The 22463-nt window shown below is 60.6% G+C and carries 18 protein-coding genes and 1 tRNA gene; 16 read left to right on the top strand and 3 right to left on the bottom strand.

Features of this window, described 5'->3' with window-relative positions; genetic code table 11:
* Positions 1-3 precede the first annotated feature (3 nt).
* The 7 genes from apaG to C9990_RS02610 all read left to right on the top strand — a co-directional run bounded on the left by apaG (position 4) and on the right by C9990_RS02610 (position 8042).
* Positions 4-384, top strand: a complete 381-nt coding sequence (apaG, locus tag C9990_RS02640; RefSeq protein ID WP_065904636.1) for a Co2+/Mg2+ efflux protein ApaG — start codon at positions 4-6, stop codon at positions 382-384.
* A complete protein-coding gene (locus C9990_RS02635) occupies positions 384-1235 on the top strand; it encodes a symmetrical bis(5'-nucleosyl)-tetraphosphatase (RefSeq protein WP_106802473.1) in 852 nt (283 codons plus the stop codon). The genes apaG and C9990_RS02635 overlap by 1 nt, the downstream gene beginning before the upstream one ends.
* Positions 1236-1264: 29 nt before the next feature.
* The gene (gene glpE, locus C9990_RS02630) at positions 1265-1594 is read left to right on the top strand and encodes a thiosulfate sulfurtransferase GlpE (RefSeq protein WP_065904641.1); all 330 of its coding nucleotides are present in this window, start codon (positions 1265-1267) and stop codon (positions 1592-1594) included.
* A gap of 285 nt (positions 1595-1879) precedes the next feature.
* On the top strand, positions 1880-3802 hold the full coding sequence (locus C9990_RS02625; protein WP_003194732.1) for a PrkA family serine protein kinase: 1923 nt from the start codon (positions 1880-1882) through the stop codon (positions 3800-3802).
* Positions 3803-3915: 113 nt separating this feature from the next.
* Complete coding sequence (locus C9990_RS02620; RefSeq protein ID WP_065904643.1) at positions 3916-5187, top strand: YeaH/YhbH family protein; 1272 nt, start codon at positions 3916-3918, stop codon at positions 5185-5187.
* A complete protein-coding gene (locus C9990_RS02615; protein ID WP_065904645.1) occupies positions 5184-6749 on the top strand; it encodes a SpoVR family protein in 1566 nt (521 codons plus the stop codon). Before C9990_RS02620 ends, C9990_RS02615 begins: the two co-directional genes overlap by 4 nt.
* Before the next feature lie 63 nt (positions 6750-6812).
* Positions 6813-8042: a multifunctional CCA addition/repair protein gene (locus C9990_RS02610; protein ID WP_106802472.1), complete on the top strand. Its 1230-nt coding sequence runs from the start codon at positions 6813-6815 to the stop codon at positions 8040-8042.
* 58 nt (positions 8043-8100) lie between these two features.
* Here the strand turns inward: C9990_RS02610 and folK are convergent, their stop codons facing one another.
* Together folK and folB are read right to left on the bottom strand one after the other, a co-directional pair.
* The gene (folK, locus tag C9990_RS02605) at positions 8101-8619 is read right to left on the bottom strand and encodes a 2-amino-4-hydroxy-6-hydroxymethyldihydropteridine diphosphokinase (protein WP_065904649.1); all 519 of its coding nucleotides are present in this window, start codon (positions 8617-8619) and stop codon (positions 8101-8103) included.
* Positions 8610-8963: a dihydroneopterin aldolase gene (folB, locus tag C9990_RS02600; RefSeq protein ID WP_015886183.1), complete on the bottom strand. Its 354-nt coding sequence runs from the start codon at positions 8961-8963 to the stop codon at positions 8610-8612. Before folB ends, folK begins: the two co-directional genes overlap by 10 nt.
* A gap of 74 nt (positions 8964-9037) precedes the next feature.
* On the opposite strand from folB, the gene plsY reads away from it, so the two are divergent.
* Positions 9038-9607, top strand: coding sequence for a glycerol-3-phosphate 1-O-acyltransferase PlsY (gene plsY / locus C9990_RS02595; protein WP_065904651.1), 570 nt, complete (start codon positions 9038-9040; stop codon positions 9605-9607).
* A 33-nt stretch (positions 9608-9640) separates the two neighbouring features.
* On the opposite strand, the gene tsaD is transcribed toward plsY, so the two are convergent.
* Positions 9641-10666, bottom strand: a complete 1026-nt coding sequence (gene tsaD / locus C9990_RS02590; protein WP_065904654.1) for a tRNA (adenosine(37)-N6)-threonylcarbamoyltransferase complex transferase subunit TsaD — start codon at positions 10664-10666, stop codon at positions 9641-9643.
* A gap of 202 nt (positions 10667-10868) precedes the next feature.
* Between tsaD and rpsU the strand changes: the two genes are divergently transcribed.
* The 8 genes from rpsU (at position 10869) to C9990_RS02550 (ending at position 22459) form a co-directional block, all read left to right on the top strand.
* Positions 10869-11084: a 30S ribosomal protein S21 gene (gene rpsU / locus C9990_RS02585; RefSeq protein ID WP_002551877.1), complete on the top strand. Its 216-nt coding sequence runs from the start codon at positions 10869-10871 to the stop codon at positions 11082-11084.
* Positions 11085-11528: 444 nt separating this feature from the next.
* Complete coding sequence (gene dnaG, locus C9990_RS02580) at positions 11529-13499, top strand: DNA primase (RefSeq protein ID WP_065904655.1); 1971 nt, start codon at positions 11529-11531, stop codon at positions 13497-13499.
* Positions 13500-13566: 67 nt separating this feature from the next.
* The gene (gene rpoD / locus C9990_RS02575; protein WP_065904657.1) at positions 13567-15417 is read left to right on the top strand and encodes an RNA polymerase sigma factor RpoD; all 1851 of its coding nucleotides are present in this window, start codon (positions 13567-13569) and stop codon (positions 15415-15417) included.
* Between the two features lie 136 nt (positions 15418-15553).
* Positions 15554-19297 carry an EAL domain-containing protein gene (locus C9990_RS02570; protein WP_106802471.1) on the top strand — a complete coding sequence of 1248 codons (3744 nt, stop codon included), beginning with the start codon at positions 15554-15556 and terminating at the stop codon, positions 19295-19297.
* Between the two features lie 15 nt (positions 19298-19312).
* A tRNA-Ile gene (locus C9990_RS02565) sits at positions 19313-19389 on the top strand.
* Positions 19390-19558: 169 nt separating this feature from the next.
* Complete coding sequence (locus C9990_RS02560) at positions 19559-20077, top strand: hypothetical protein (RefSeq protein WP_106805600.1); 519 nt, start codon at positions 19559-19561, stop codon at positions 20075-20077.
* Positions 20078-20161: 84 nt separating this feature from the next.
* Positions 20162-20608 carry an Lrp/AsnC family transcriptional regulator gene (locus C9990_RS02555; RefSeq protein ID WP_065904662.1) on the top strand — a complete coding sequence of 149 codons (447 nt, stop codon included), beginning with the start codon at positions 20162-20164 and terminating at the stop codon, positions 20606-20608.
* Positions 20609-20776: 168 nt separating this feature from the next.
* Complete coding sequence (locus C9990_RS02550) at positions 20777-22459, top strand: NAD(P)/FAD-dependent oxidoreductase (protein WP_065904799.1); 1683 nt, start codon at positions 20777-20779, stop codon at positions 22457-22459.
* Positions 22460-22463: the final 4 nt, after the last annotated feature.

Here is a 22463-nt window from a genome sequence, read left to right as displayed (position 1 = left end):
TGCATGTCCGATCCTCGCTACCAGATCGACGTCAGCGTCGTCACCCGCTTCCTGGCGGACCAATCGCAACCTGAACAGAACCGCTTCGCCTTTGCCTACACCATCACGGTGAAAAACAACGGGCTGGTGCCGGCCAAGCTGCTGTCACGCCACTGGGTGATCACCGACGGTGACGGCCAGGTCGAGGAAGTGCGCGGCGCCGGGGTGGTCGGCCAGCAACCGTTGATCGACATTGGCGCCAGCCACACCTACAGCAGCGGCACGGTGATGACCTCCAAGGTCGGCACCATGCAAGGCTCCTATCAGATGAAAGCCACCGACGGCCAACTGTTCGACGCCGTCATTGCGCCCTTTCGCCTTGCCGTGCCGGGAGCCCTGCACTGATGGCGACGTACGCGGTCGGTGACCTGCAAGGCTGCCTGGAGCCCCTCAAGTGCCTGCTCGAGCGCGTCGCCTTCGACCCGTCGCGCGATCGCCTATGGCTGGTGGGTGACCTGGTCAATCGTGGCCCGCAATCGCTGGAGACGCTGCGCTACCTCTATAGCCTGCGCGACTCGCTGGTGTGCGTACTCGGCAACCACGATCTGCACTTGCTGGCGGCCGGCAATAACATCGAACGCCTGAAAAAGGGCGACACCCTGCGCGAAATCCTCGAAGCCCCGGATCGGGCCGAATTGCTCGACTGGCTGCGTCGGCAAAAACTCATGCATTACGACGAAGGCCGCAACATGGCCATGGTGCATGCTGGCATCCCGCCGCAGTGGACGTTGAAGAAAGCCCTCAAGTGCGCCGCCGAAGTCGAGACCGCGCTGGCTGATGACACCCTCTACACCACCTACCTCGACGGCATGTACGGCAATGAGCCAGTGAAGTGGGACAACGACCTTACCGGCGTGACCCGCCTGCGGGTCATCACCAACTACTTCACCCGCATGCGCTTCTGCACCGCCGAGGGCAAGCTGGACCTCAAGAGCAAGGAAGGCGCCGACACCGCGTTGCCCGGCTACAAGCCCTGGTTCGCCCATAAAGAGCGCAAGACCCGCGACACGCAGATTGTCTTCGGTCATTGGGCGGCCCTTGAGGGTAAATGCGACGAGCCCGGCGTGTTCGCCCTCGACACCGGCTGTGTGTGGGGCGGCACCATGACCCTGATGAACATCGACACCGGCGAGCGCCACGGCTGCCAGTGTCAATCCACCCTTCCCGTTACACTGCCGGCTGCCGCCAAGCGCTAGACGCCGCCGCCATGCCCAAGGAGCCCGCCATGAGCGAATTCAAACGTATCCCTCCCGAACAAGCCCAGGCCCTGCGCGAGCAAGGTGCCGTGGTGGTCGACATCCGTGACCAGCCGACGTATGTGGCAGGTCACATCACCGGTGCCCAGCACCTGGACAACGTCAACATCGCCGATTTCATCCGCGCCGCCGACCTCGACGCGCCGCTGATCGTGGCCTGCTACCACGGCAACTCCAGCCAGAGCGCGGCCGCCTATCTGGTCAGTCAGGGCTTCTCTGACGTCTACAGCCTGGACGGTGGCTTTGAGCTGTGGCGTACGACGTATCCTGCAGAAATTGCTTCAGGGGATTCGCAATAATTTTTTTCACACCCCGCTACCCCGCGTGACGCTTGGGCTCGCGCCGCTTCTGACGAACGGCGCAGCCAAACTAATTGCGCATCGCGCCTTGACCTCTCCGATTCCGAACTATCCTTAAGCGCAGGCCATCCGAATCAGGGGAGAGCCGGTACACCGGCGTGCGGGTCATCGGTAGCGTTTCAGGGTGTTCTGGGGGGAAAACGGCCATTGGCGTTCGTCAATGACTGCCAGCATCGACTGATTGATCCGGCGTCGGCTCCACGTATCGAGCGAGGTGACGACGTCATGAGTATTTTCAGCCACTTCCAACAACGCTTCGCATCCACACAGCAGGAAGAACTCACGCTTCAAGAGTATCTCGAGCTGTGCAAACAGGATCGCAGCACCTACGCGTCTGCCGCCGAGCGTCTGCTATTGGCGATAGGCGAGCCGGAGCTGGTGGAAACCGCCAACAATTCGCGCCTGTCGCGAATATTCTCCAACAAGGTGATCCGCCGCTATCCGGCCTTTGAAGACTTCCACGGCATGGAAGAATGCATAGACCAGATCGTCTCCTACTTCCGCCACGCCGCCCAAGGCCTGGAGGAGAAGAAACAGATCCTCTATCTACTCGGCCCCGTCGGCGGCGGTAAATCGTCCCTGGCCGAAAAACTCAAACAACTGATCGAGAAGGTGCCCTTCTACGCCATCAAGGGCTCACCGGTCTTCGAGTCGCCCCTGGGCCTGTTCAACGCCACGGAAGATGGCGCGATCCTCGAAGAAGACTTCGGCATCCCACGCCGCTACCTCAACACCATCATGTCGCCCTGGGCCACCAAGCGCCTGGCCGAGTTCGGCGGCGACATCAGCCAGTTCCGCGTCGTGAAACTCTACCCATCGATCCTCAACCAGATCGGCGTGGCCAAGACCGAACCTGGCGACGAGAACAACCAGGACATCTCGGCGCTGGTCGGCAAGGTCGATATCCGCAAACTGGAAGAATTCCCACAGAACGACGCCGACGCCTATAGCTACTCGGGCGCACTGTGCCGGGCCAACCAGGGCCTGATGGAGTTCGTGGAGATGTTCAAGGCGCCGATCAAGGTGCTGCACCCATTGCTCACCGCCACCCAGGAAGGCAACTACAACAGTACCGAAGGCCTCGGCGCGATTCCGTTCACCGGGATCCTGCTGGCCCACTCCAACGAATCGGAATGGCACACCTTCCGCAACAACAAGAACAACGAGGCCTTCATCGACCGGATCTACATCGTCAAGGTGCCGTACTGCCTGCGCGTCAGCGATGAGATCAAGATCTACGACAAGCTGCTGTTCAACAGCTCCCTGGCCAAAGCGCATTGCGCACCCGACACCCTGAAGATGCTCGCCCAGTTCACCGTGCTGTCGCGTCTCAAGGAGCCGGAGAACTCGAATATCTATTCGAAGATGCGCGTATACGACGGCGAAAACCTCAAGGACACCGATCCCAAGGCCAAGTCGATCCAGGAATATCGCGACACGGCAGGTGTGGATGAGGGCATGAACGGCCTGTCGACACGCTTCGCGTTCAAGATCCTGTCCAAGGTCTTCAACTTCGACCCCCATGAGATTGCCGCCAACCCGGTGCACTTGCTGTATGTGCTGGAGCAGCAGATCGAACAGGAACAATTCCAGGCCGAAACCCGCGAGCGCTACCTGCGCTTCCTCAAGGAATACCTGGCACCGCGCTACATCGAGTTCATTGGCAAGGAAATCCAGACGGCTTACCTGGAGTCCTACAGCGAATACGGCCAGAACATTTTCGACCGCTACGTGCTGTACGCCGACTTCTGGATCCAGGACCAGGAATACCGCGACCCGGAAACCGGCGAAATCCTCAACCGCGTGGCCCTCAACGAGGAACTGGAAAAAATCGAAAAACCCGCCGGCATCAGCAATCCGAAGGATTTCCGCAACGAGATCGTCAACTTCGTGTTGCGCGCCCGCGCCAACAACAACGGCAAGAACCCCACCTGGCTCAGCTACGAGAAGCTGCGGGTGGTCATCGAGAAGAAAATGTTCTCCAACACCGAGGATCTGCTGCCGGTCATCAGCTTCAATGCCAAGGCCAGCAAGGAGGATCAGCAAAAACACAACGACTTCGTCACACGAATGGTCGAGCGTGGCTACACCGACAAACAGGTACGGCTGCTCTCCGAGTGGTACCTGCGAGTTCGTAAATCGCAGTAAGGCAGCGGCAGGCGTGCGCTGCCAGGTCTTTGGCCTGGCAGCTGACCGCTTGTCTCTAAGCTTCCAGCTCGCGGCTTGAAGCTTGTAACGTGAAGCTGCCCGGAGGGCTCCCCATGAGCTATGTGATCGACCGACGCCTCAATGGCAAGAACAAGAGCACGGTAAACCGCCAGCGTTTCCTGCGGCGTTACCGTGACCACATCAAAAAGGCCGTTGAAGAGGCCGTCAGCCGCCGCTCCATCACTGACATGGAGCATGGCGAACAGATCAGCATTCCCGGAAGGGACATCGACGAACCGGTACTTCACCATGGCCGGGGCGGCAAACAGACCGTCGTGCATCCCGGCAACAAGGAATTCACCACCGGCGAACATATCCAGCGCCCCCAAGGCGGTGGCGGCGGCAAGGGCCCGGGCAAGGCCGGCAATTCCGGCGAAGGCATGGATGAGTTCGTGTTCCAGATCACCCAGGAAGAATTCCTCGAGTTCATGTTCGAGGACCTGGAGCTGCCCAACCTGGTCAAGCGCAACCTGACCGGCACCGATACCTACAAGACCGTACGCGCCGGGATCAGCAACGAGGGCAACCCGTCCCGGATCAACATCATTCGCACCCTGCGCTCGGCCCACGCCCGGCGTATCGCCCTGTCCGGCAGCAGCCGCGCCAAACTGAAGGAAGCCAAGGAAGAACTGGCACGCTTGAAACGCGAAGAACCGGACAACTTCGGCGATATTCAGGAAATGGAAGCGGAAATCGAAAAACTCAGCGCGCGCATCCATCGCGTGCCGTTTCTCGACACCTTCGACCTCAAGTACAACCTGCTGGTCAAGCAGCCCAACCCCAGCTCCAAGGCCGTGATGTTCTGCCTGATGGACGTGTCCGGCTCCATGACCCAGGCCACCAAGGACATCGCCAAGCGGTTCTTCATCCTGCTGTACCTATTCCTGAAGCGAAACTACGACAAGATCGACGTGGTGTTTATCCGTCATCACACCAGCGCCCGGGAGGTCGACGAGGAGGAGTTCTTCTACTCACGGGAAACCGGCGGCACCATCGTCTCCAGCGCCCTGAAGCTGATGCAGGAGATCATGGCCGAACGCTACCCGGCCAACGAGTGGAACATCTACGCCGCCCAGGCTTCCGACGGCGACAACTGGAACGACGATTCACCGATCTGCCGCGACATCCTGATCAACCAGATCATGCCGTTCGTGCAGTACTACACGTACGTCGAGATCACCCCCCGTGAGCACCAGGCCCTGTGGTTCGAATACGAGCGCATCGGCGAAGCCTTTGCCGATACATTCGCGCAACAGCAACTGGTCTCGGCCGGCGATATTTACCCGGTCTTCCGTGAACTCTTCCAGCGCAGGTTAGTGACATGACCGCCAAAAAAGAGCATAAGCGCCAACCCATTTCCACGGGGTCTGAATGGACCTTCGAACTGATCCAGGCCTATGACCGGGAAATCAGCCGCATCGCGGCGGGTTATGCCCTGGATACCTACCCCAACCAGATCGAAGTGATCACCGCCGAACAGATGATGGATGCCTACGCCTCTGTCGGCATGCCTCTGGGTTACCACCACTGGTCCTACGGCAAACACTTCCTCAGCACCGAGAAGTCCTACACCCGCGGGCAGATGGGCCTTGCCTACGAGATCGTGATCAACTCCGACCCGTGCATCGCCTACCTGATGGAAGAAAACACCATCTGCATGCAGGCGTTGGTGGTGGCTCACGCCTGCTACGGCCACAACAGTTTTTTTAAGGGCAACTACCTGTTCCGCACCTGGACCGATGCCAGCTCGATCATCGATTACCTGGTATTCGCCAAGCAGTACATCATGCAGTGTGAGGAACGCCACGGCATCGACGCGGTGGAAGACCTGCTCGACTCCTGCCACGCCCTGATGAACTACGGCGTTGACCGCTACAAACGCCCTTATCCGATTTCCGCCGAGGAAGAACGCCTGCGCCAGAAGGAGCGCGAGGAGCACCTGCAGAAGCAGATCAACGACCTGTGGCGCACCATTCCTAAAAAGGCCGGCAAAAACAACGACAAGGACAATGCACGCTTCCCCGCAGAACCTCAGGAAAACATCCTGTACTTCCTGGAAAAACACGCGCCGCTGCTGGAGCCATGGCAACGGGAAATCGTGCGCATCGTGCGCAAGATCGCCCAGTATTTTTATCCACAGCGCCAGACCCAGGTGATGAACGAAGGCTGGGCGACGTTCTGGCACTACACCTTGATGAACGACCTGTACGACGAAGGCCTGGTCACTGACGGCTTCATGATGGAGTTCCTCACGTCCCACACCAGCGTGGTGTTCCAGCCGGGCTTTGACAGCCCGTACTACAGCGGCATCAACCCGTATGCCCTGGGGTTTGCCATGTACCGCGACATCCGGCGCATGTGCGAACACCCCACCGAGGAGGATCGCCGCTGGTTCCCGGAAATCGCCGGCAGTGACTGGCTCTCGACCATCAAGTTCGCCATGAGCAGCTTCAAGGACGAGAGTTTCATCCTGCAGTACCTGTCGCCTCAGGTTATTCGCGATCTCAAGCTGTTCAGTATTCTGGATGACGACCTCAAGGATGACCTGGTGGTACCAGCCATCCATGACGAACCCGGGTATCGCGTGATCCGCGAAACACTGGCGGCGCAGTACAACCTGGGCAACCGAGAACCCAACGTGCAGATCTACAGCATCGACGTACGTGGCGACCGCTCGCTGACCCTGCGTCATCAGCAGCACGACCGCAAACCGCTGGGTGAATCCACCGAGGAAGTGCTCAAGCACCTGCACCGGCTGTGGGGGTTCGACATCCATCTGGAGACCCTGCAGGGCGATCAGGTGATGAAAACCCACCACGTGCCGCCGCGCAGCGATCACAACGACAACGACTACGGCCGCCTGGACCTGGCCGTCGTTCATCTCTGAAACAGCAAAGCCTCCATTGGTCAGGCACAGGCGGTATCCTGTGCCGCTAATGGAGGCTTTTTCATGAAAATCTACAAAGTCGGCGGCGCCGTACGGGACCGCCTGCTGGGCATCGAGGTCACCGATATCGACCGTGTCGTCGTCGGTGCAACGACCGAAGAGATGCTCGCCAAGGGCTACAAGCCGGTGGGTGCTGACTTCCCGGTATTCCTGGACCCGAAAAACGGCGATGAATACGCTCTGGCCCGCACTGAACGCAAGAGCGGCAGGGGGTATGGTGGTTTTGTATTCCACGCCAGCCCCGAGGTCACGCTGGAAGAAGACCTGATCCGCCGCGACCTGACCATCAACGCCATGGCCGAAGACGACGACGGCAGCCTGACCGACCCTTACCACGGCCAGCGCGACCTTGAAGCGCGCGTTTTGCGCCACGTTTCCCCCGCGTTCGCCGAAGATCCTTTGCGTGTTCTGCGTGTAGCCCGCTTTGCCGCGCGCTACGCACACCTGGGCTTCACCGTCGCACCTGAGACCCTGGAACTGATGCGTCAGCTCAGCGAATCCGGTGAACTGGAGGCCCTCACGCCAGAGCGCAGCTGGAAAGAAATCTCCCGCGCACTGATGGAAGATCAGCCACAGGTCTTTATCCAGGTCCTGCGCGACTGCAACGCGCTGAAAACATTGATGCCGGAAGTGGACGCACTGTTCGGCGTGCCACAGCCCGCAGCCCATCATCCCGAGATCGACACCGGCGTACACACCTTGAGCGTGCTGCAGCAGGCCGCCTTGCACCAACAGCCGCTGACCGTGCGCTGGGCTTGCCTGCTGCATGACCTGGGCAAGGGATTAACGCCTGTGGATAAGTTGCCACAGCATATTGCCCACGAACACCGTGGCTTGAAGCTGATCAAGGCAGTCAACGAGCGCTTCAAAGTGCCCAGGGACTGCCAGGAATTGGCACTGCTGGTCGGCCAGTATCACACCCATGGCCATCGCGCGCTGGAACTCAAAGCCTCGACACTCCTGGATTTGCTGCAGAGTTTCGATGTCTACCGACGGCCGCAGCGCTTTGAAGAGTTTGTGGTGAGTTGTGAGATGGACGCGCGAGGCCGTAAAGGTCTGGAGCAAAGAAGTTATCCACAGGCGGATTATTTGCGCGGCGCGGCCAAGGTCGCGCGCGAGGTTGCAGTCGCGCCCTTGCTGGAGAAGGGTTTCAAAGGCCCGGAGTTGGGCGAGGCACTCAAGCGCGAACGGCTCAAGGCATTAAAAATCTACAAGGAACACCACACCCTGTAGCAGTCCGGCTTGCCGGCGATGGCGTATCCGGGGTCGCTATCGCCGGCTGGCCGGACTTCTACAGGAGTGTGTTCGGCGTCAGTTGCTGGCCTTGCCATTCAAACGCGACCGGGGCCAGCACCTGGTCAATCTGTGCATCGCGCCACAGCTCAGCCAGGGTCTTGCCGACCTCAGGGTGAACACGCTCCGGCGCCATCAACGACAGCGGCCACAGCACAAACGCATTCTTCAGGATCTCCGCACGCGGCAGGATCAAACCATCGAAATTGCCCACCAGTTCGCCATACAGCAGCACGTCGATGTCCAGCGGCAGGCCCTTGCGGTCTGGCGCATAGCGACCGTTATCGGCCTCGATGAACTTGAGCCGACGGTCCAGTTCCATCAACGGCAGGTCGGTATAGCCCGACACCACCAGGTTGAAGAAGGGCCCGCTCTTGATACCCACCGGCTGGCTTTCGAACACCGCCGAGCAGCGCATATCCGTCAAAAAGCTCGCCAGGGCGTCCAGGCCTGCGTGCAAACGCGGCTCGCGCTCGATATTGCTACCGAGACCAAGGTAAACCTGAGTTAGCGACATCCGCGCTCGATCTCCACGCCCACGCCCTTGGCAGCCGGCACGGCTCCCGGCTTGGTCAACTTGAGGTGCAGCCAGGGAATCTGGAATTCACTCATCAGCACTTCGGCCAGGCGCTCGGCGAAGGTTTCCACCAGTTGATACTGGGACTGCTCGGCAAAGGCCTGGATACGCGCGGACACGCTGGCGTAATCCAGGGCCAGGGTCAGGTCGTCACCCGCAGCCGCCGGGCGATTGTCCCAGGCAAAACTCAGGTCCAGGCGCAGACATTGGCGAATGCCACGCTCCCAGTCGTAGGCCCCGATCACGGTGTCGACTTCCAGGCCTTCGATAAACACTCTGTCCAAGCACTCTTCTCCGCAGCACGACAAGGGCGCGATGCCCCGTTAGAATCAGGGCGTCCTCGCCCGGAATAGTTAGCATGTTTTGGTCACTGGCGATTCTCGCCTACCTGCTCGGCTCGCTGTCCTTTGCCATTTTGCTCAGCCGCCTGACGGGAAATCCCGACCCGCGAATGAGTGGCTCAGGCAATGCCGGCGCCACCAATATGTTGCGCCTGGCGGGCAAGAAACTTGCCGTCCTGACGTTGCTCGGCGACGTCTGCAAGGGCCTCTTGCCCGTACTGATCGCCAATGCTGCCGGCCTGTCCCTGCAGCAGCAGGCCTGGGTGGGCGTGTGCGCCGTCCTGGGCCATCTGTTTCCGCTGTACTTCCGCTTTCGCGGCGGCAAAGGGGTCGCGACGGCAGCCGGCATGCTGCTGGGGATCTACCCGCCGGCGGCGTTGCTGGCCGTGCTGGCCTGGCTGCTGACGTTCTACCTGACCCGCACCAGCTCACTGGCCGCATTGATCGCCACCCCGCTCACCCTGCCGTTGCTGGCCTGGCAGGAACCGGCAGCGCTGCTGCCGATGAGCGTGTTGACGCTGCTGATCGTCTGGCGCCACCGGGGCAATTTACGCGACCTGTTTGCCGGGCGCGAACGGCATTTTTAAATACCCCCCGATGCGCGCGGCCCACGCTGCACCTCACAGCGGTGACAACTGCTCCATCGGCCAACGTGCCTGCACGCTGATCGCCAGGCTTTCATGTTGCCCGGCCTGCAGGCGCTGGCAACCGGCATAGGCGATCATCGCGCCGTTGTCGGTGCAGAACTCCGGCCGCGCGTAGAACACGTCGCCCTTCATGTCACCGAGCATTTTTTCCAGCGAAGCGCGCAAGGCCTTGTTGGCGCTGACGCCGCCTGCGATCACCAGGCGCTTCATACCAGCCTGTTTCAGGGCACGCTTGCACTTGATGGTCAAAGTCTCCACCACGGCCTGCTGGAACGCCAGCGCGATGTCGCAACGGGCTTGCTCACTGTCGTCCCCGGCGCTGACGCTCTGCTGCCAGGTGTTCAGCGCCGAGGTTTTCAAGCCGCTGAAGCTGAACATCAGGCCCGGCCGATCGCACATCGGGCGCGGGAAGGTGTAGCGGCCCGGCACGCCCTTTTCGGCGAGCCGGGCGATTTCCGGACCACCGGGATAATTGAGCCCCATCATCTTCGCGGTCTTGTCGAATGCTTCACCGGCAGCGTCATCCAGCGACTCGCCCAACAACGTGTATTGGCCGATCCCGTCGACCTGGACCAGCTGCGTATGACCGCCGGAAACCAACAAAGCGACGAACGGGAACTGCGGCGGTGTTTTTTCCAGCATCGGCGCCAATAAATGGCCTTCCATGTGGTGCACACCCAGGGCCGGAATCCCCCAGGCGAAGGCCAGCGCCTGGGCGCAAGAGGCCCCCACCAGCAGGGCTCCGACCAATCCGGGGCCAGCGGTGTAGGCAATGGCGTCGATCTCGGTCGGCACGCAACCGGCTTCGTCCAGCACCTGGCGAATCAACGGCAGCATGCGCTTGACGTGATCACGGCTGGCGAGCTCGGGCACCACGCCGCCATAAGCGCGGTGCAGGTCGATCTGACTGAACAGCGCATCGGCGAGGAGCCCGCGTTCACTGTCGTAAAGTGCGACACCGGTTTCGTCGCAGGAGGTTTCAAGTCCCAGTACTAGCATGGGTTTGCGCCTTGTAGAGGCTGAATTCGAAGGCGCGCATAATAGTCGCCACTCCCCCTCCCGACTAGCGGTTTTCGATCAGAGGCTTTGCATTCCGGGCAATGAGGGGTTAACATCCGCAACCCTTAAAAACCGACGACCTCAGCCGCGAATTTTTTGCGACGAGAACGTTGATCCCGGTAATGAAAGAAGGTAGCTCTGGATGCCAGCCGTCAAAGTAAAAGAGAACGAACCCTTCGACGTAGCTCTGCGTCGTTTCAAGCGCTCCTGCGAAAAAGCCGGTGTTCTGGCTGAAGTTCGTAGCCGCGAATTTTACGAGAAGCCAACTTCTGAGCGTAAGCGTAAAGCAGCAGCCGCTGTTAAGCGTCACGCCAAGAAAGTTCAGCGCGAGCAGCGCCGCGCCGTTCGTCTGTACTAATACACAGACGTTCGTAGCAAGCTTCTGCCAAGCCCGGCCCTCAGCCGGGCTGTTGGCATTTGCGGATATCGCTTGATGCTTCACCGTCGACGCCGCACACGCGACCGAGACACTGCTTCACACGTCAGGACTGGCTCTTCTGCCAGCGGTGCACGTCTCTTCTGACGAGCCTAACAAGGCTACTGACGAGCACACTTATTCCATAAACAGGCGATCAACTGGATCGACTGTGCCCATCAAGGCGTTTCCGAGGCCCACCGTTGGCCAATACCGGGCGTCAGGGCAACATTTCCACACCGAAGACTGATTAGAAACTAACGTCAGTGAATATTCGGCAGATACACTTCCGTACACCCCATGCAGACGCTAGATGCTCGAGCACTCGATACGCGCGCTTGAACACTTCACGGGCCCTCATTTACACGCAGTGATGACGAGAACGCCATGGCCGGGCTGATTCCCCAGAGCTTTATTGACGACCTTCTGAACCGCACCGACATCGTCGATGTTGTCAGCTCGCGCGTGCAAATGAAGAAGGCCGGCAAGAACTACACCGCCTGCTGCCCGTTCCACAAAGAAAAGACCCCCTCGTTCAGCGTCAGCCCTGACAAGCAGTTCTACTACTGCTTCGGCTGCGGCGCCGGCGGCAACGCCCTCGGCTTCATCATGGACCACGACAACCTGGACTTCCCCCAGGCCGTCGAGGAACTGGCCAAAGCCGCCGGCATGGAAATCCCCCGCGAGGAAAGTGGCCGTGCGCACAAACCGCGCCAGCCTACCGATTCGCCGCTGTACCCGCTGCTGACGGCCGCTGCCGACTTCTATCGTCAGGCGCTTAAAAGCCATCCGCAGCGCAAGGCCGCCGTCGACTACCTCAAGGGTCGCGGACTCACCGGTGAAATCGCCCGTGACTTCGGCCTCGGTTTCGCCCCGCCGGGCTGGGACAACCTCTACAAGCACCTGAGCAGCGACACCCTGCAGCAAAAAGCCATGATCGATGCCGGCCTGCTGGTGGAAAACGCCGAGACCGGCAAGCGCTATGACCGTTTCCGCGACCGCGTGATGTTTCCGATCCGCGACAGTCGGGGCCGCATCATCGCCTTCGGCGGCCGCGTGCTGGGTGACGACAAGCCCAAATACCTGAACTCCCCGGAAACCCCGGTGTTTCACAAGGGCCAGGAGTTGTACGGGCTGTTCGAGGCGCGCAAGAACAACCGCAACCTCGATGAAATCATTGTGGTTGAAGGCTACATGGACGTGATCGCGCTGGCTCAGCAAGGCCTGCGCAATGCGGTGGCCACCCTTGGCACCGCGACCAGCGAAGAACACATGAAGCGCCTGTTTCGCGTGGTGCCCAGCGTATTGTTCTGCTTCGACGGCGACCAGGCCGGCCGCAACGCCGCCTGGCGCGCCCTCGAAGCCACGCTGTCGAGCCTGCAGGACGGGCGCCGCGCTCGCTTTCTGTTTTTGCCCGAAGGCGAAGACCCGGACACCCTGGTCCGTTCCGAAGGCACCGACGCGTTCCGCGCGCGCATCAACCAACATGCACAGCCGCTGGCCGACTACTTCTTCCAGCAACTGACCGAAGAAGCCGATCCACGCTCGCTTGAAGGCAAGGCCCACATGGCCACCCTCGCTGCGCCGCTGATCGACAAAGTCCCAGGTGCCAACCTGAAGTCGCTGATGCGCATGCGCCTGCTCGAAATCACCGGACTGAGCGGTGAAGCCGTCAGCCAGCTGGTGCACAACGCCCCGCAGGACGCGCCGCCTGCCTACGACCCAGGCATGGATTACGACGCCATGCCGGACTATTCGGATTTCCATCAACCGCAGGAGGCCTACGCGCCACAGCAGGAATGGACGCCGAAAAAACCCGGCGCCGGCGGCAAGAAATGGGACAAGAAGCCCTGGAGCAAGAATGGCAAGCGCGGTGATCGCGACGAAGCCTACGCCCCACGCACACCGGTTGCCGTGGAGGCACCGACGCTGATTGCCCTGCGCACGCTTATCCACCACCCGCAACTGGCGGGCAAGGTTGAAAGTGCCGAACATTTTGCCAACGAGAGCAACACTTACGCCCAGGTGCTGATCGCCCTGATCGAAGCCGTGCAGAAAAATCCTAAGCTAAACTCTATTCAGCTGATGGCTCGTTGGCATGGAACCGAACAAGGCCGCTTGTTGAAAGCCCTCGCGGAAAAGGAGTGGCTAATTGACGGCGATAACCTTGAACAACAGTTTTTAGACACCATTACTAGGTTATCCGCGGGTCAGCACACGCAGACCCTCGATGAACTGATCAAGAGAGCAAGGCAGCCGGGATTGTCGGCTGAAGAGCAAATTCAGATAGCAAAACAGATGCGCGACCTCTTAAAACAGAATGTTTCCGCATCAAACCCGACCTCAGCTGGCGTGTGAGGTCATAGCTCGGGTATAATCCTCGGCTTGTTTTTTGCCCGCCAAGACCTTCAGTGGATAGGGTGTTATGTCCGGAAAAGCGCAACAGCAGTCTCGTATCAAAGAGTTGATCACCCTTGGTCGTGAGCAGAAGTATCTGACTTACGCAGAGGTCAACGATCACCTGCCTGAGGATATTTCAGATCCAGAGCAGGTGGAAGACATCATCCGCATGATTAACGACATGGGGATCCCCGTACACGAGAGTGCTCCGGATGCGGACGCCCTTATGTTGGCCGACGCCGATACCGACGAGGCAGCCGCTGAAGAAGCCGCTGCCGCGCTGGCCGCGGTGGAGACCGACATCGGTCGCACGACTGACCCTGTGCGCATGTATATGCGTGAAATGGGTACCGTCGAGTTGCTGACACGTGAAGGCGAAATCGAAATCGCCAAGCGTATCGAAGAGGGTATCCGTGAAGTGATGGGCGCAATCGCGCACTTCCCAGGCACGGTTGACCACATTCTCTCCGAGTACACTCGCGTCACCACCGAAGGTGGCCGCCTGTCCGACGTCCTCAGCGGTTATATCGATCCGGACGACGGCATTGCGCCGCCTGCCGCCGAAGTACCACCGCCTGTCGATGCCAAGGCCGCGAAAGCCGACGACGATTCCGAAGACGACGACGCTGAAGCCAGCGGCGATGACGAAGATGAAGTCGAAAGCGGTCCGGACCCGATCATTGCTGCCCAGCGTTTCGGTGCGGTTTCCGATCAAATGGAAATCACCCGCAAGGCCCTGAAAAAGCACGGTCGCGCCAACAAGCAGGCAATTGCCGAGCTGCTGGCCCTGGCTGAGCTGTTCATGCCGATCAAGCTGGTACCGAAGCAATTCGAAGGCCTGGTTGAGCGTGTTCGCAGCGCCCTTGAGCGTCTGCGTGCACAAGAACGCGCAATCATGCAGCTGTGTGTGCGTGATGCACGCATGCCGCGTGCCGACTTCCTGCGCCAGTTCCCGGGCAACGAAGTTGACGAAAGCTGGACCGACGCACTGGCCAAGGGCAAGGCGAAATACGCCGAAGCCATTGGTCGCCTGCAGCCCGACATCATCCGTTGCCAGCAGAAGCTGACCGCGCTTGAGACCGAAACCGGTCTGACGATTGCCGAGATCAAGGACATCAACCGTCGCATGTCGATCGGTGAGGCCAAGGCCCGCCGCGCGAAGAAAGAGATGGTTGAAGCGAACTTGCGTCTGGTGATCTCCATCGCCAAGAAGTACACCAACCGTGGCCTGCAATTCCTCGATCTGATCCAGGAAGGCAACATCGGCTTGATGAAGGCTGTGGACAAGTTCGAATACCGTCGCGGCTACAAGTTCTCGACCTATGCCACCTGGTGGATCCGTCAGGCGATCACTCGCTCGATCGCCGACCAGGCCCGCACCATCCGTATTCCGGTGCACATGATCGAGACGATCAACAAGCTCAACCGTATTTCCCGGCAGATGTTGCAGGAAATGGGTCGCGAACCGACCCCGGAAGAGCTGGGCGAACGCATGGAAATGCCTGAGGACAAGATCCGCAAGGTATTGAAGATCGCTAAAGAGCCGATCTCCATGGAAACCCCGATCGGTGATGACGAAGACTCCCATCTGGGTGACTTCATCGAAGACTCGACCATGCAGTCGCCAATCGATGTCGCCACCGTTGAGAGCCTTAAAGAAGCGACTCGCGACGTACTGTCCGGCCTCACTGCCCGTGAAGCCAAGGTACTGCGCATGCGTTTCGGCATCGACATGAATACCGACCACACCCTTGAGGAAGTCGGTAAGCAGTTTGACGTGACCCGTGAGCGGATCCGTCAGATCGAAGCCAAGGCGCTGCGCAAGTTGCGCCACCCGACGCGAAGCGAGCATCTGCGCTCCTTCCTCGACGAGTGATACCAGAACCCCCGGCCCAGGCCGGGGGTTTTGTTTTGTACCGATTTAACTCGACAGATTAACTGCCCCCGCACCACCCCTCCCCCGCAATGCCCGTCTACACTCGAAACATTCCCCGTGCCATAACGAGACCGTTATGCCCAGATTGCCGACTGTGTTACTGCTGTCGCTGCTGACCTGGACCGCAACGGCTGGCGCGTTGACTCTTACTGATGATGAGCGTGGCTGGCTGGCGGACCATCAGGAGCTGCGCCTGGGGGTGGACGCGTCGTGGCCACCTTTTGAATACCGCGACGAAAACGGCCGCTACCAAGGCCTGGCGGCGGATTACGTGCGCCTGATCCAGGACCGCCTCGGCGTGCGGGTCAAGCTGATCGAGCCAGTGAACTGGAGCGCGGTGCTGGAGCAGGCCCGCAACAACCAGCTCGACCTGCTGCCAGGCATCATGTCCACGCCGGAGCGCCAGGGCTACATGGCGTTCACGCGCCCGTACCTGGACTTCCCTATCGTCATCCTGGCCCATGAAGGCGGCGCGACTCCCCGCACCCTGAAGGACCTCTACGGCCTGAAGATTGCCGTGGTCGAGAACTACGCTCCCCATGAGCTGCTGCGCACTCACCATCCCGACCTCAACCTGGTGGCCATGCCAAACGTCAGTTCGACGTTGCAGGCCCTGGCGACCGATGAGGTGGATGCGGTGGTCGGCGACCTGGCCTCCAGCGTCTGGAGCCTGCGCCAGCTCAAACTGGATGGTTTGTACGTCAGCGGCGAAACCCCCTATCGCTACCAACTGGCGATGGGCGTGCCACGAGACAACAAAATGCTGGTGGGCATTCTGGACAAGGTCCTGGCCGACCTCAGCCCGCAGGAAACCGACGCGATCCAGCAACATTGGGTCGGCAGCTTCACCGATCACCGCACATTCTGGACCGATCTGCTGATGTACGGCCTGCCAGCGGTGCTGTTGCTGAGCACCGTCCTGGCCATCGTGATTCGGATCAATCGCCGGCTCAGCTCGGAAATTTCCCGCCGTGTCGCCCTCGAACAGGAACTGCGCAGCAGCGAATATCACTATCGCGGGCTGGTGGAGAGCCTGTCCGCCATTGCCTGGGAAGCCAGCGTCACCGACTTCACCTATAGCTACGTCTCACCACATGCCGAGGAATTGCTCGGCTATCCCCGCGCGCATTGGCTGATTCCGGGCTTCTGGCGCAACATCATCCACCCGGCCGACCTGACGCGGACCGAAGCCTATTGCTACCGCGAAACACGCGCCAGCCGCGATCACAGTGTCGATTACCGGGTGATCACTGCCGACGGTCGCTGCCTGTGGGTGCGCGACATTGTCAGCCTGATCGAACACGGCCACGAACCGGTACTGCGCGGCTTGATGATCGACATCAGCGAAGCCAAGCGCACCGAAGAGGCGCTGCAACTGTCCGAGCAGAAATTTGCCTCCGTGTTCCAGCAGTGCCCGGACATTCTGGTGATTGCGCGGCTGTCCGATGGTTGCCTGCTGGAGGTCAACAAAGCGTTCGAAGACCAGGTTGGCCTGACGGCCGAGGAAGTGCTCGGCAAAACTGCGACGTCCCTGAATATCTGGGGCATCCCGGGCATCGGCCCCGACCTGCTGAAACGGGTGCAAACCACCAGTATCCGCAACCTCGAAATGCCTTTCCGGCGCAGCAACGGCCAGGCGTTCACCGGGCTGATTTCGGCCGAGCCGTTCCAGCTCGACACCACCGAAGCCTTGGTGGTGGTGGTGCGCGACATCACCCAACTCAAGGAAACCCAGCAACAACTGCAAACCTCCGAGGAGAAGTTCGCCAAAGCCTTCCACGCCTCCCCTGACGGCTTGCTGCTGAGCCGGCAACGCGATGGCCTGCTGATTGAAGTCAACGATGGTTTCAGCCGCATCACCGGCTTCAACAGTGCCACCTCCCTCGACCAGTCCACACTGGACCTGGGCATCTGGGTCGACCTCAACGAGCGCAAGCACATGCTGGAGTTGATGCACCGCGATGGTTTTGTGCGTGACTTCATCTGCCATATCCGCCGCAGCGACGGGCAGATCCGGCTATGTGAAGTGTCCAGCCGCCCGCTGCCGATTGCCGGTGAAGATTGCATGCTGACCATCGCCCGCGACATTACCGAACGCCAGCTGATGCAGGAAAAACTGCAACAGGCCGCGACGGTGTTTGAAAGCACCGCCGAAGGCGTCTTGATCACCGACATTCGGCAGAACATCAGCGCCGTCAACCGCGCCTTCAGCGAAATCACCGGATACAGCGAGGCTGAAGCCCTTGGCAATACACCGCGCCTGCTCGCCTCCGGCCTGCATGACAGCGCGTTTTACGCCGCGATGTGGCACCAATTGACTGCCCAGGGGCACTGGCAGGGCGAGATTTCCAACCGGCGCAAGAACGGCGAGCTGTACCCCAGCTGGCTGACCATCAGCGCCGTGCGCAACCGCGACCAGATGATCACGCACTTCGTCGCCGTCTTTGCCGATATCTCCAGCCTCAAACTGGCCCAGGCCCGTCTCGACTACCAGGCGCACCACGATCCACTGACCGGTCTGCCCAACCGCACCCTGTTCGAGAGCCGCTTGCAGGCCGCCCTCAATGGCCATCAAGAAACCGGCAAACAGGGTGCCGTGCTGTTTCTCGACCTGGACCGTTTCAAACACATCAACGACAGCCTCGGCCATCCGATCGGCGACTTGCTGCTCAAAGACATCGCGGTGCGCCTCAAGGAGCAACTGCGCGACATCGACACCGTTGCGCGCCTGGGCGGTGATGAATTCATCATCCTGCTCCCCGGCCTGCAACATGCCAGCGACGCCCAGTACCTGGCGAACAAGCTTTTGGCGTGCTTCACGCCGCCCTTCCAGGCCGGCGAACACGAGTTTTTCATCAGCGCCAGCATTGGCACCAGCCTCTATCCCCAGGATGGCACCGACGTCGCCACCTTGGTCAAAAATGCCGACGCGGCGATGTACCGCTCCAAGGCCAAGGGCCGTAACCGCGTCGAAAGCTACACCCGCGACCTTACCGCCCAGGCCAACGAGCGCGTGGCGCTGGAACATGAACTGCGCCGCGCCATCGAACGCGACGAGCTGAGCCTGTATTACCAACCCAAACTCAGCCTGGAAACCCACGAACTGATCGGCGCCGAAGCACTGATCCGCTGGCGTCACCCCACCTTTGGCGACGTACCGCCCGAACACTTCATTGCCCTGGCCGAAGAGAACGGCATGATCCTGCAGATTGGCGACTGGGTGCTGGAGCAGGCCTGCCGGCAAATGCATGCCTGGCAATCCGCCTTCGATGATTTCGGCCCGCTGTCGGTCAACCTCGCCGGCGCGCAACTGCGTCACCCCGGCCTGCTGGGGCGCATCGAACAGTTGCTGCACGACTACCGCCTCGACCCCGGCTGCCTGCAACTGGAGATCACCGAAAACTTCATCATGAGCCAAGCCGAAGAAGCGCTGGAAGTCCTGTACCAGCTCAAACGCCTGGGCGTACAGTTGGCAATCGATGACTTCGGCACCGGCTACTCATCCCTCAGCTACCTCAAGCGCCTGCCGCTGGACTTCCTGAAAATCGACCAATCCTTCGTCCGCGGCCTGCCCGACGACCCGCACGACGCCGCGATCGTGCGCGCCATCATTGCCTTGGGCCACAGCATGCAATTCACCATCATCGCCGAAGGTGTGGAGAACCCTGCGCAACAGGCATTCCTCGCCGCCGAGGGCTGTGAACAGATGCAAGGCTACATCGTCAGCCTGCCCCTGCCGCCGGAGCTTTTTGCAGCGACGTTTCTTCGTATGGACCTTGAGGACTTTTCGGATAGCACAGCGGAGAAACCATCGTTATAATCCGCGACCTGTTTAGGGCCTATAGCTCAGTTGGTCAGAGCAGAGGACTCATAATCCTTTGGTCCACGGTTCAAGTCCGTGTGGGCCCACCAAACAAGAAAGCCGCGCATTGCGCGGCTTTCGTCGTTTCTGGCGCCTGCAAATTCGAGGCGCTGCTGCGCTCGACCTCGGCAATGAAAGATTTGTTAATTGTTCGCGCCAGCTGCGACGCAGACCATGGCCGGCGATCAATATCGACTTCAGTACGAGGAAACCGGCTCCATGCCTCAAGCCCCACGTTCGCCGCACGCGCTCATCCGCCCCCTGTTCAACCTGGGCAGCGCCCTCGCCATCACCCTTGTGACCTTCAGCTGCGCCCATGCCGCAACGCCCGCCCCGGCCACGATCAAGGCGTTCAAACTGTGTACGGGCGCGGACAATGCGTCGCACGTCCTGGTCGGCAGCATCGACCAGAACATGCGCAATGACGTCACCGCCATTCACTTCAAGCAAAGCCCGGCGCATGCCGCTTACGGTTGGCATAACGACCCGGAGCCGCAGTACGTGATGACACTGTCCGGCACCCTGGCGTTCGCTACGCGGGGTGGCGAGACGTTCACGTTGCATCCCGGTGAAGTGCTGGTCGCCGAAGACAACACCGGCTCAGGCCATCGCTGGAACCTCATCGACGACCAGCCTTGGCGGCGTGGCTACGTGGTGTTGAAGCCCGGCGCAGTCGATTCGTTTGTGCCCGACGACCCCGCCGCGGCGAAGGTGTGCAAGGCACCCGCCGCGAGCTGAGCGCAGCCTGGAACCGAACGTGCGGTTCCAGGACGCAAGCCTGTAACATGCCACTCCATTGCCGTCCGCTCTGGAGCTTTGCCCTTGCCCGTCCTCGATGAAATCGATCGTCAACTGATCGCCGCCCTGCAGATCAACGCGCGTGAAAGCGTGGCCATGCTCGCTCGGCAGCTGGGCATCGCGCGTACCACGGTGACGTCGCGCCTGGCACGGCTGGAGAAAACCCAGGTGATCACCGGTTACGGCGTGCGCCTGGGGCAGCGTGTTGTGGATGGCGGTTTGCAGGCTTATGTCGGGATCACTGTACAGGCGCGCTCGGGCAAGGAGGTGCTGCGCAAGTTGAGTGCCATGGCCCAGGTACAGCAGCTGTGTGCAGTGAGTGGTGAGTTCGATTACGTCGCCTGGCTGCGCACCGATTCGCCGGAGCAACTGGACCAACTGCTGGACCAGATCGGCAGTGTCGACGGTGTGGAAAAAACCACCACCTCGATCATCCTCAGTAACAAATTGGACCGCGGCCAACCAATTTGACCAGCAACCTCGTCATATTGACTGAAACCAATTCATTCCGACGACACATTGCGTCTTATTAACGAGCGCAACGCTCCCTAAACTGGCTGCCATCTTTTCCTATACTCAGCGGGTCACGTCCTGCCGAGTCGTCAGCAAGGGTCAGCCATGAGCATTCCGTCCAGCACCATCAGCAAGACCAATCGCCACCCCGCAGACGGCAAGAAACCCATCACCATCTTCGGCCCGGACTTTCCGTTTGCCTTCGATGACTGGATCGAACACCCGGCCGGGCTGGGCAGCATTCCCGCCGCCAACCATGGCGCCGAAGTGGCGATCGTCGGGGCCGGGATCGCCGGCCTGGTCGCCGCCTACGAGCTGATGAAACTGGGCCTAAAGCCCGTGGTGTACGAAGCCTCGAAGATGGGCGGCCGCCTGCGCTCCCAGGCCTTCGAAGGCGCCGAAGGCATCATCGCCGAGCTGGGCGGCATGCGCTTCCCGGTGTCGTCCACCGCGTTTTATCACTATGTCGACAAGCTGGGCCTGGAGACCAAACCCTTCCCCAACCCGCTGACGCCGGCGTCCGGCAGCACGGTGATCGACCTCGAAGGCCAGACCCATTACGCCCAAAAGCTCTCAGACTTGCCGGTGCTGTTCCAGGAAGTCGCCGATGCGTGGGCGGATGCCCTGGAAGCCGGCTCGCAGTTCGGCGATATCCAGCAGGCGATCCGCGACCGTGACGTGCCACGCCTCAAAGCGCTGTGGAACAAGCTGGTGCCACTGTGGGACGACCGCACTTTCTACGACTTCGTCGCCACCTCCAAGGCATTCGCCAAGCTCTCGTTCCTGCACCGCGAAGTGTTCGGCCAGGTCGGTTTCGGCACCGGCGGCTGGGACTCTGACTTCCCCAACTCGATGCTGGAAATCTTCCGCGTGGTCATGACCAACTGCGACGACCACCAGCACCTGGTGGTCGGCGGCGTTGCCCAGGTGCCGATGGGCATCTGGCGTCACGTACCGGAGCGTTGCGCCCACTGGCCGGCCGGCACTAGCCTCAGCTCGTTGCACCGCGGCGCGCCGCGCGCCGGGGTCAAGCGCATCGCCCATGCTGCCGATGGCCGCTTTGCCGTCACCGACAACTACGGCGACACGCGCGAATACGCCGCCGTGCTCACCACCTGCCAAAGCTGGCTGCTGACCACCCAGATCGAGTGCGATGAAACCCTGTTCTCGCAAAAGATGTGGATGGCCCTCGACCGCACGCGCTATATGCAGTCGTCGAAAACCTTCGTGATGGTCGACCGCCCGTTCTGGAAAGACAAAGACCCGGAAACCGGCCGCGACCTCATGAGCATGACCCTCACCGATCGCCTGACCCGTGGCACCTATCTGTTCGACAACGGCGACGACAAACCCGGCGTGATCTGCCTGTCGTACTCATGGATGAGCGACGCGTTGAAAATGCTGCCGCAGCCTATCGATAAACGCGTGAAGCTGGCCCTCGACGCGCTGAAAAAGATCTACCCGAACGTCGACATCAAGGCACGCATCATCGGCGATCCGATCACCGTGTCCTGGGAAGCCGACCCGCACTTTCTCGGGGCCTTCAAGGGCGCGCTGCCGGGTCACTATCGCTACAACCAGCGGATGTATGCGCACTTCATGCAGAAGGACATGCCCGCTGAACAACGTGGGATTTTTATCGCCGGCGATGACGTGTCCTGGACCCCAGCCTGGGTCGAGGGCGCGGTGCAGACCTCGCTGAACGCGGTGTGGGGCATCATGACCCACTTTGGCGGCAGCACTCACCCCGAGAATCCCGGGCCGGGTGATGTGTTCGATGAGATCGGCCCAATCGCCCTGGCGGACTAAGGAG

It is taken from the genome of Pseudomonas sp. S5D5 (genome assembly GCF_003013355.1).
Lineage (GTDB): Bacteria > Pseudomonadota > Gammaproteobacteria > Pseudomonadales > Pseudomonadaceae > Aquipseudomonas > Aquipseudomonas aylmerensis.
This window is presented reverse-complemented; position numbering and strand designations above follow the sequence as displayed.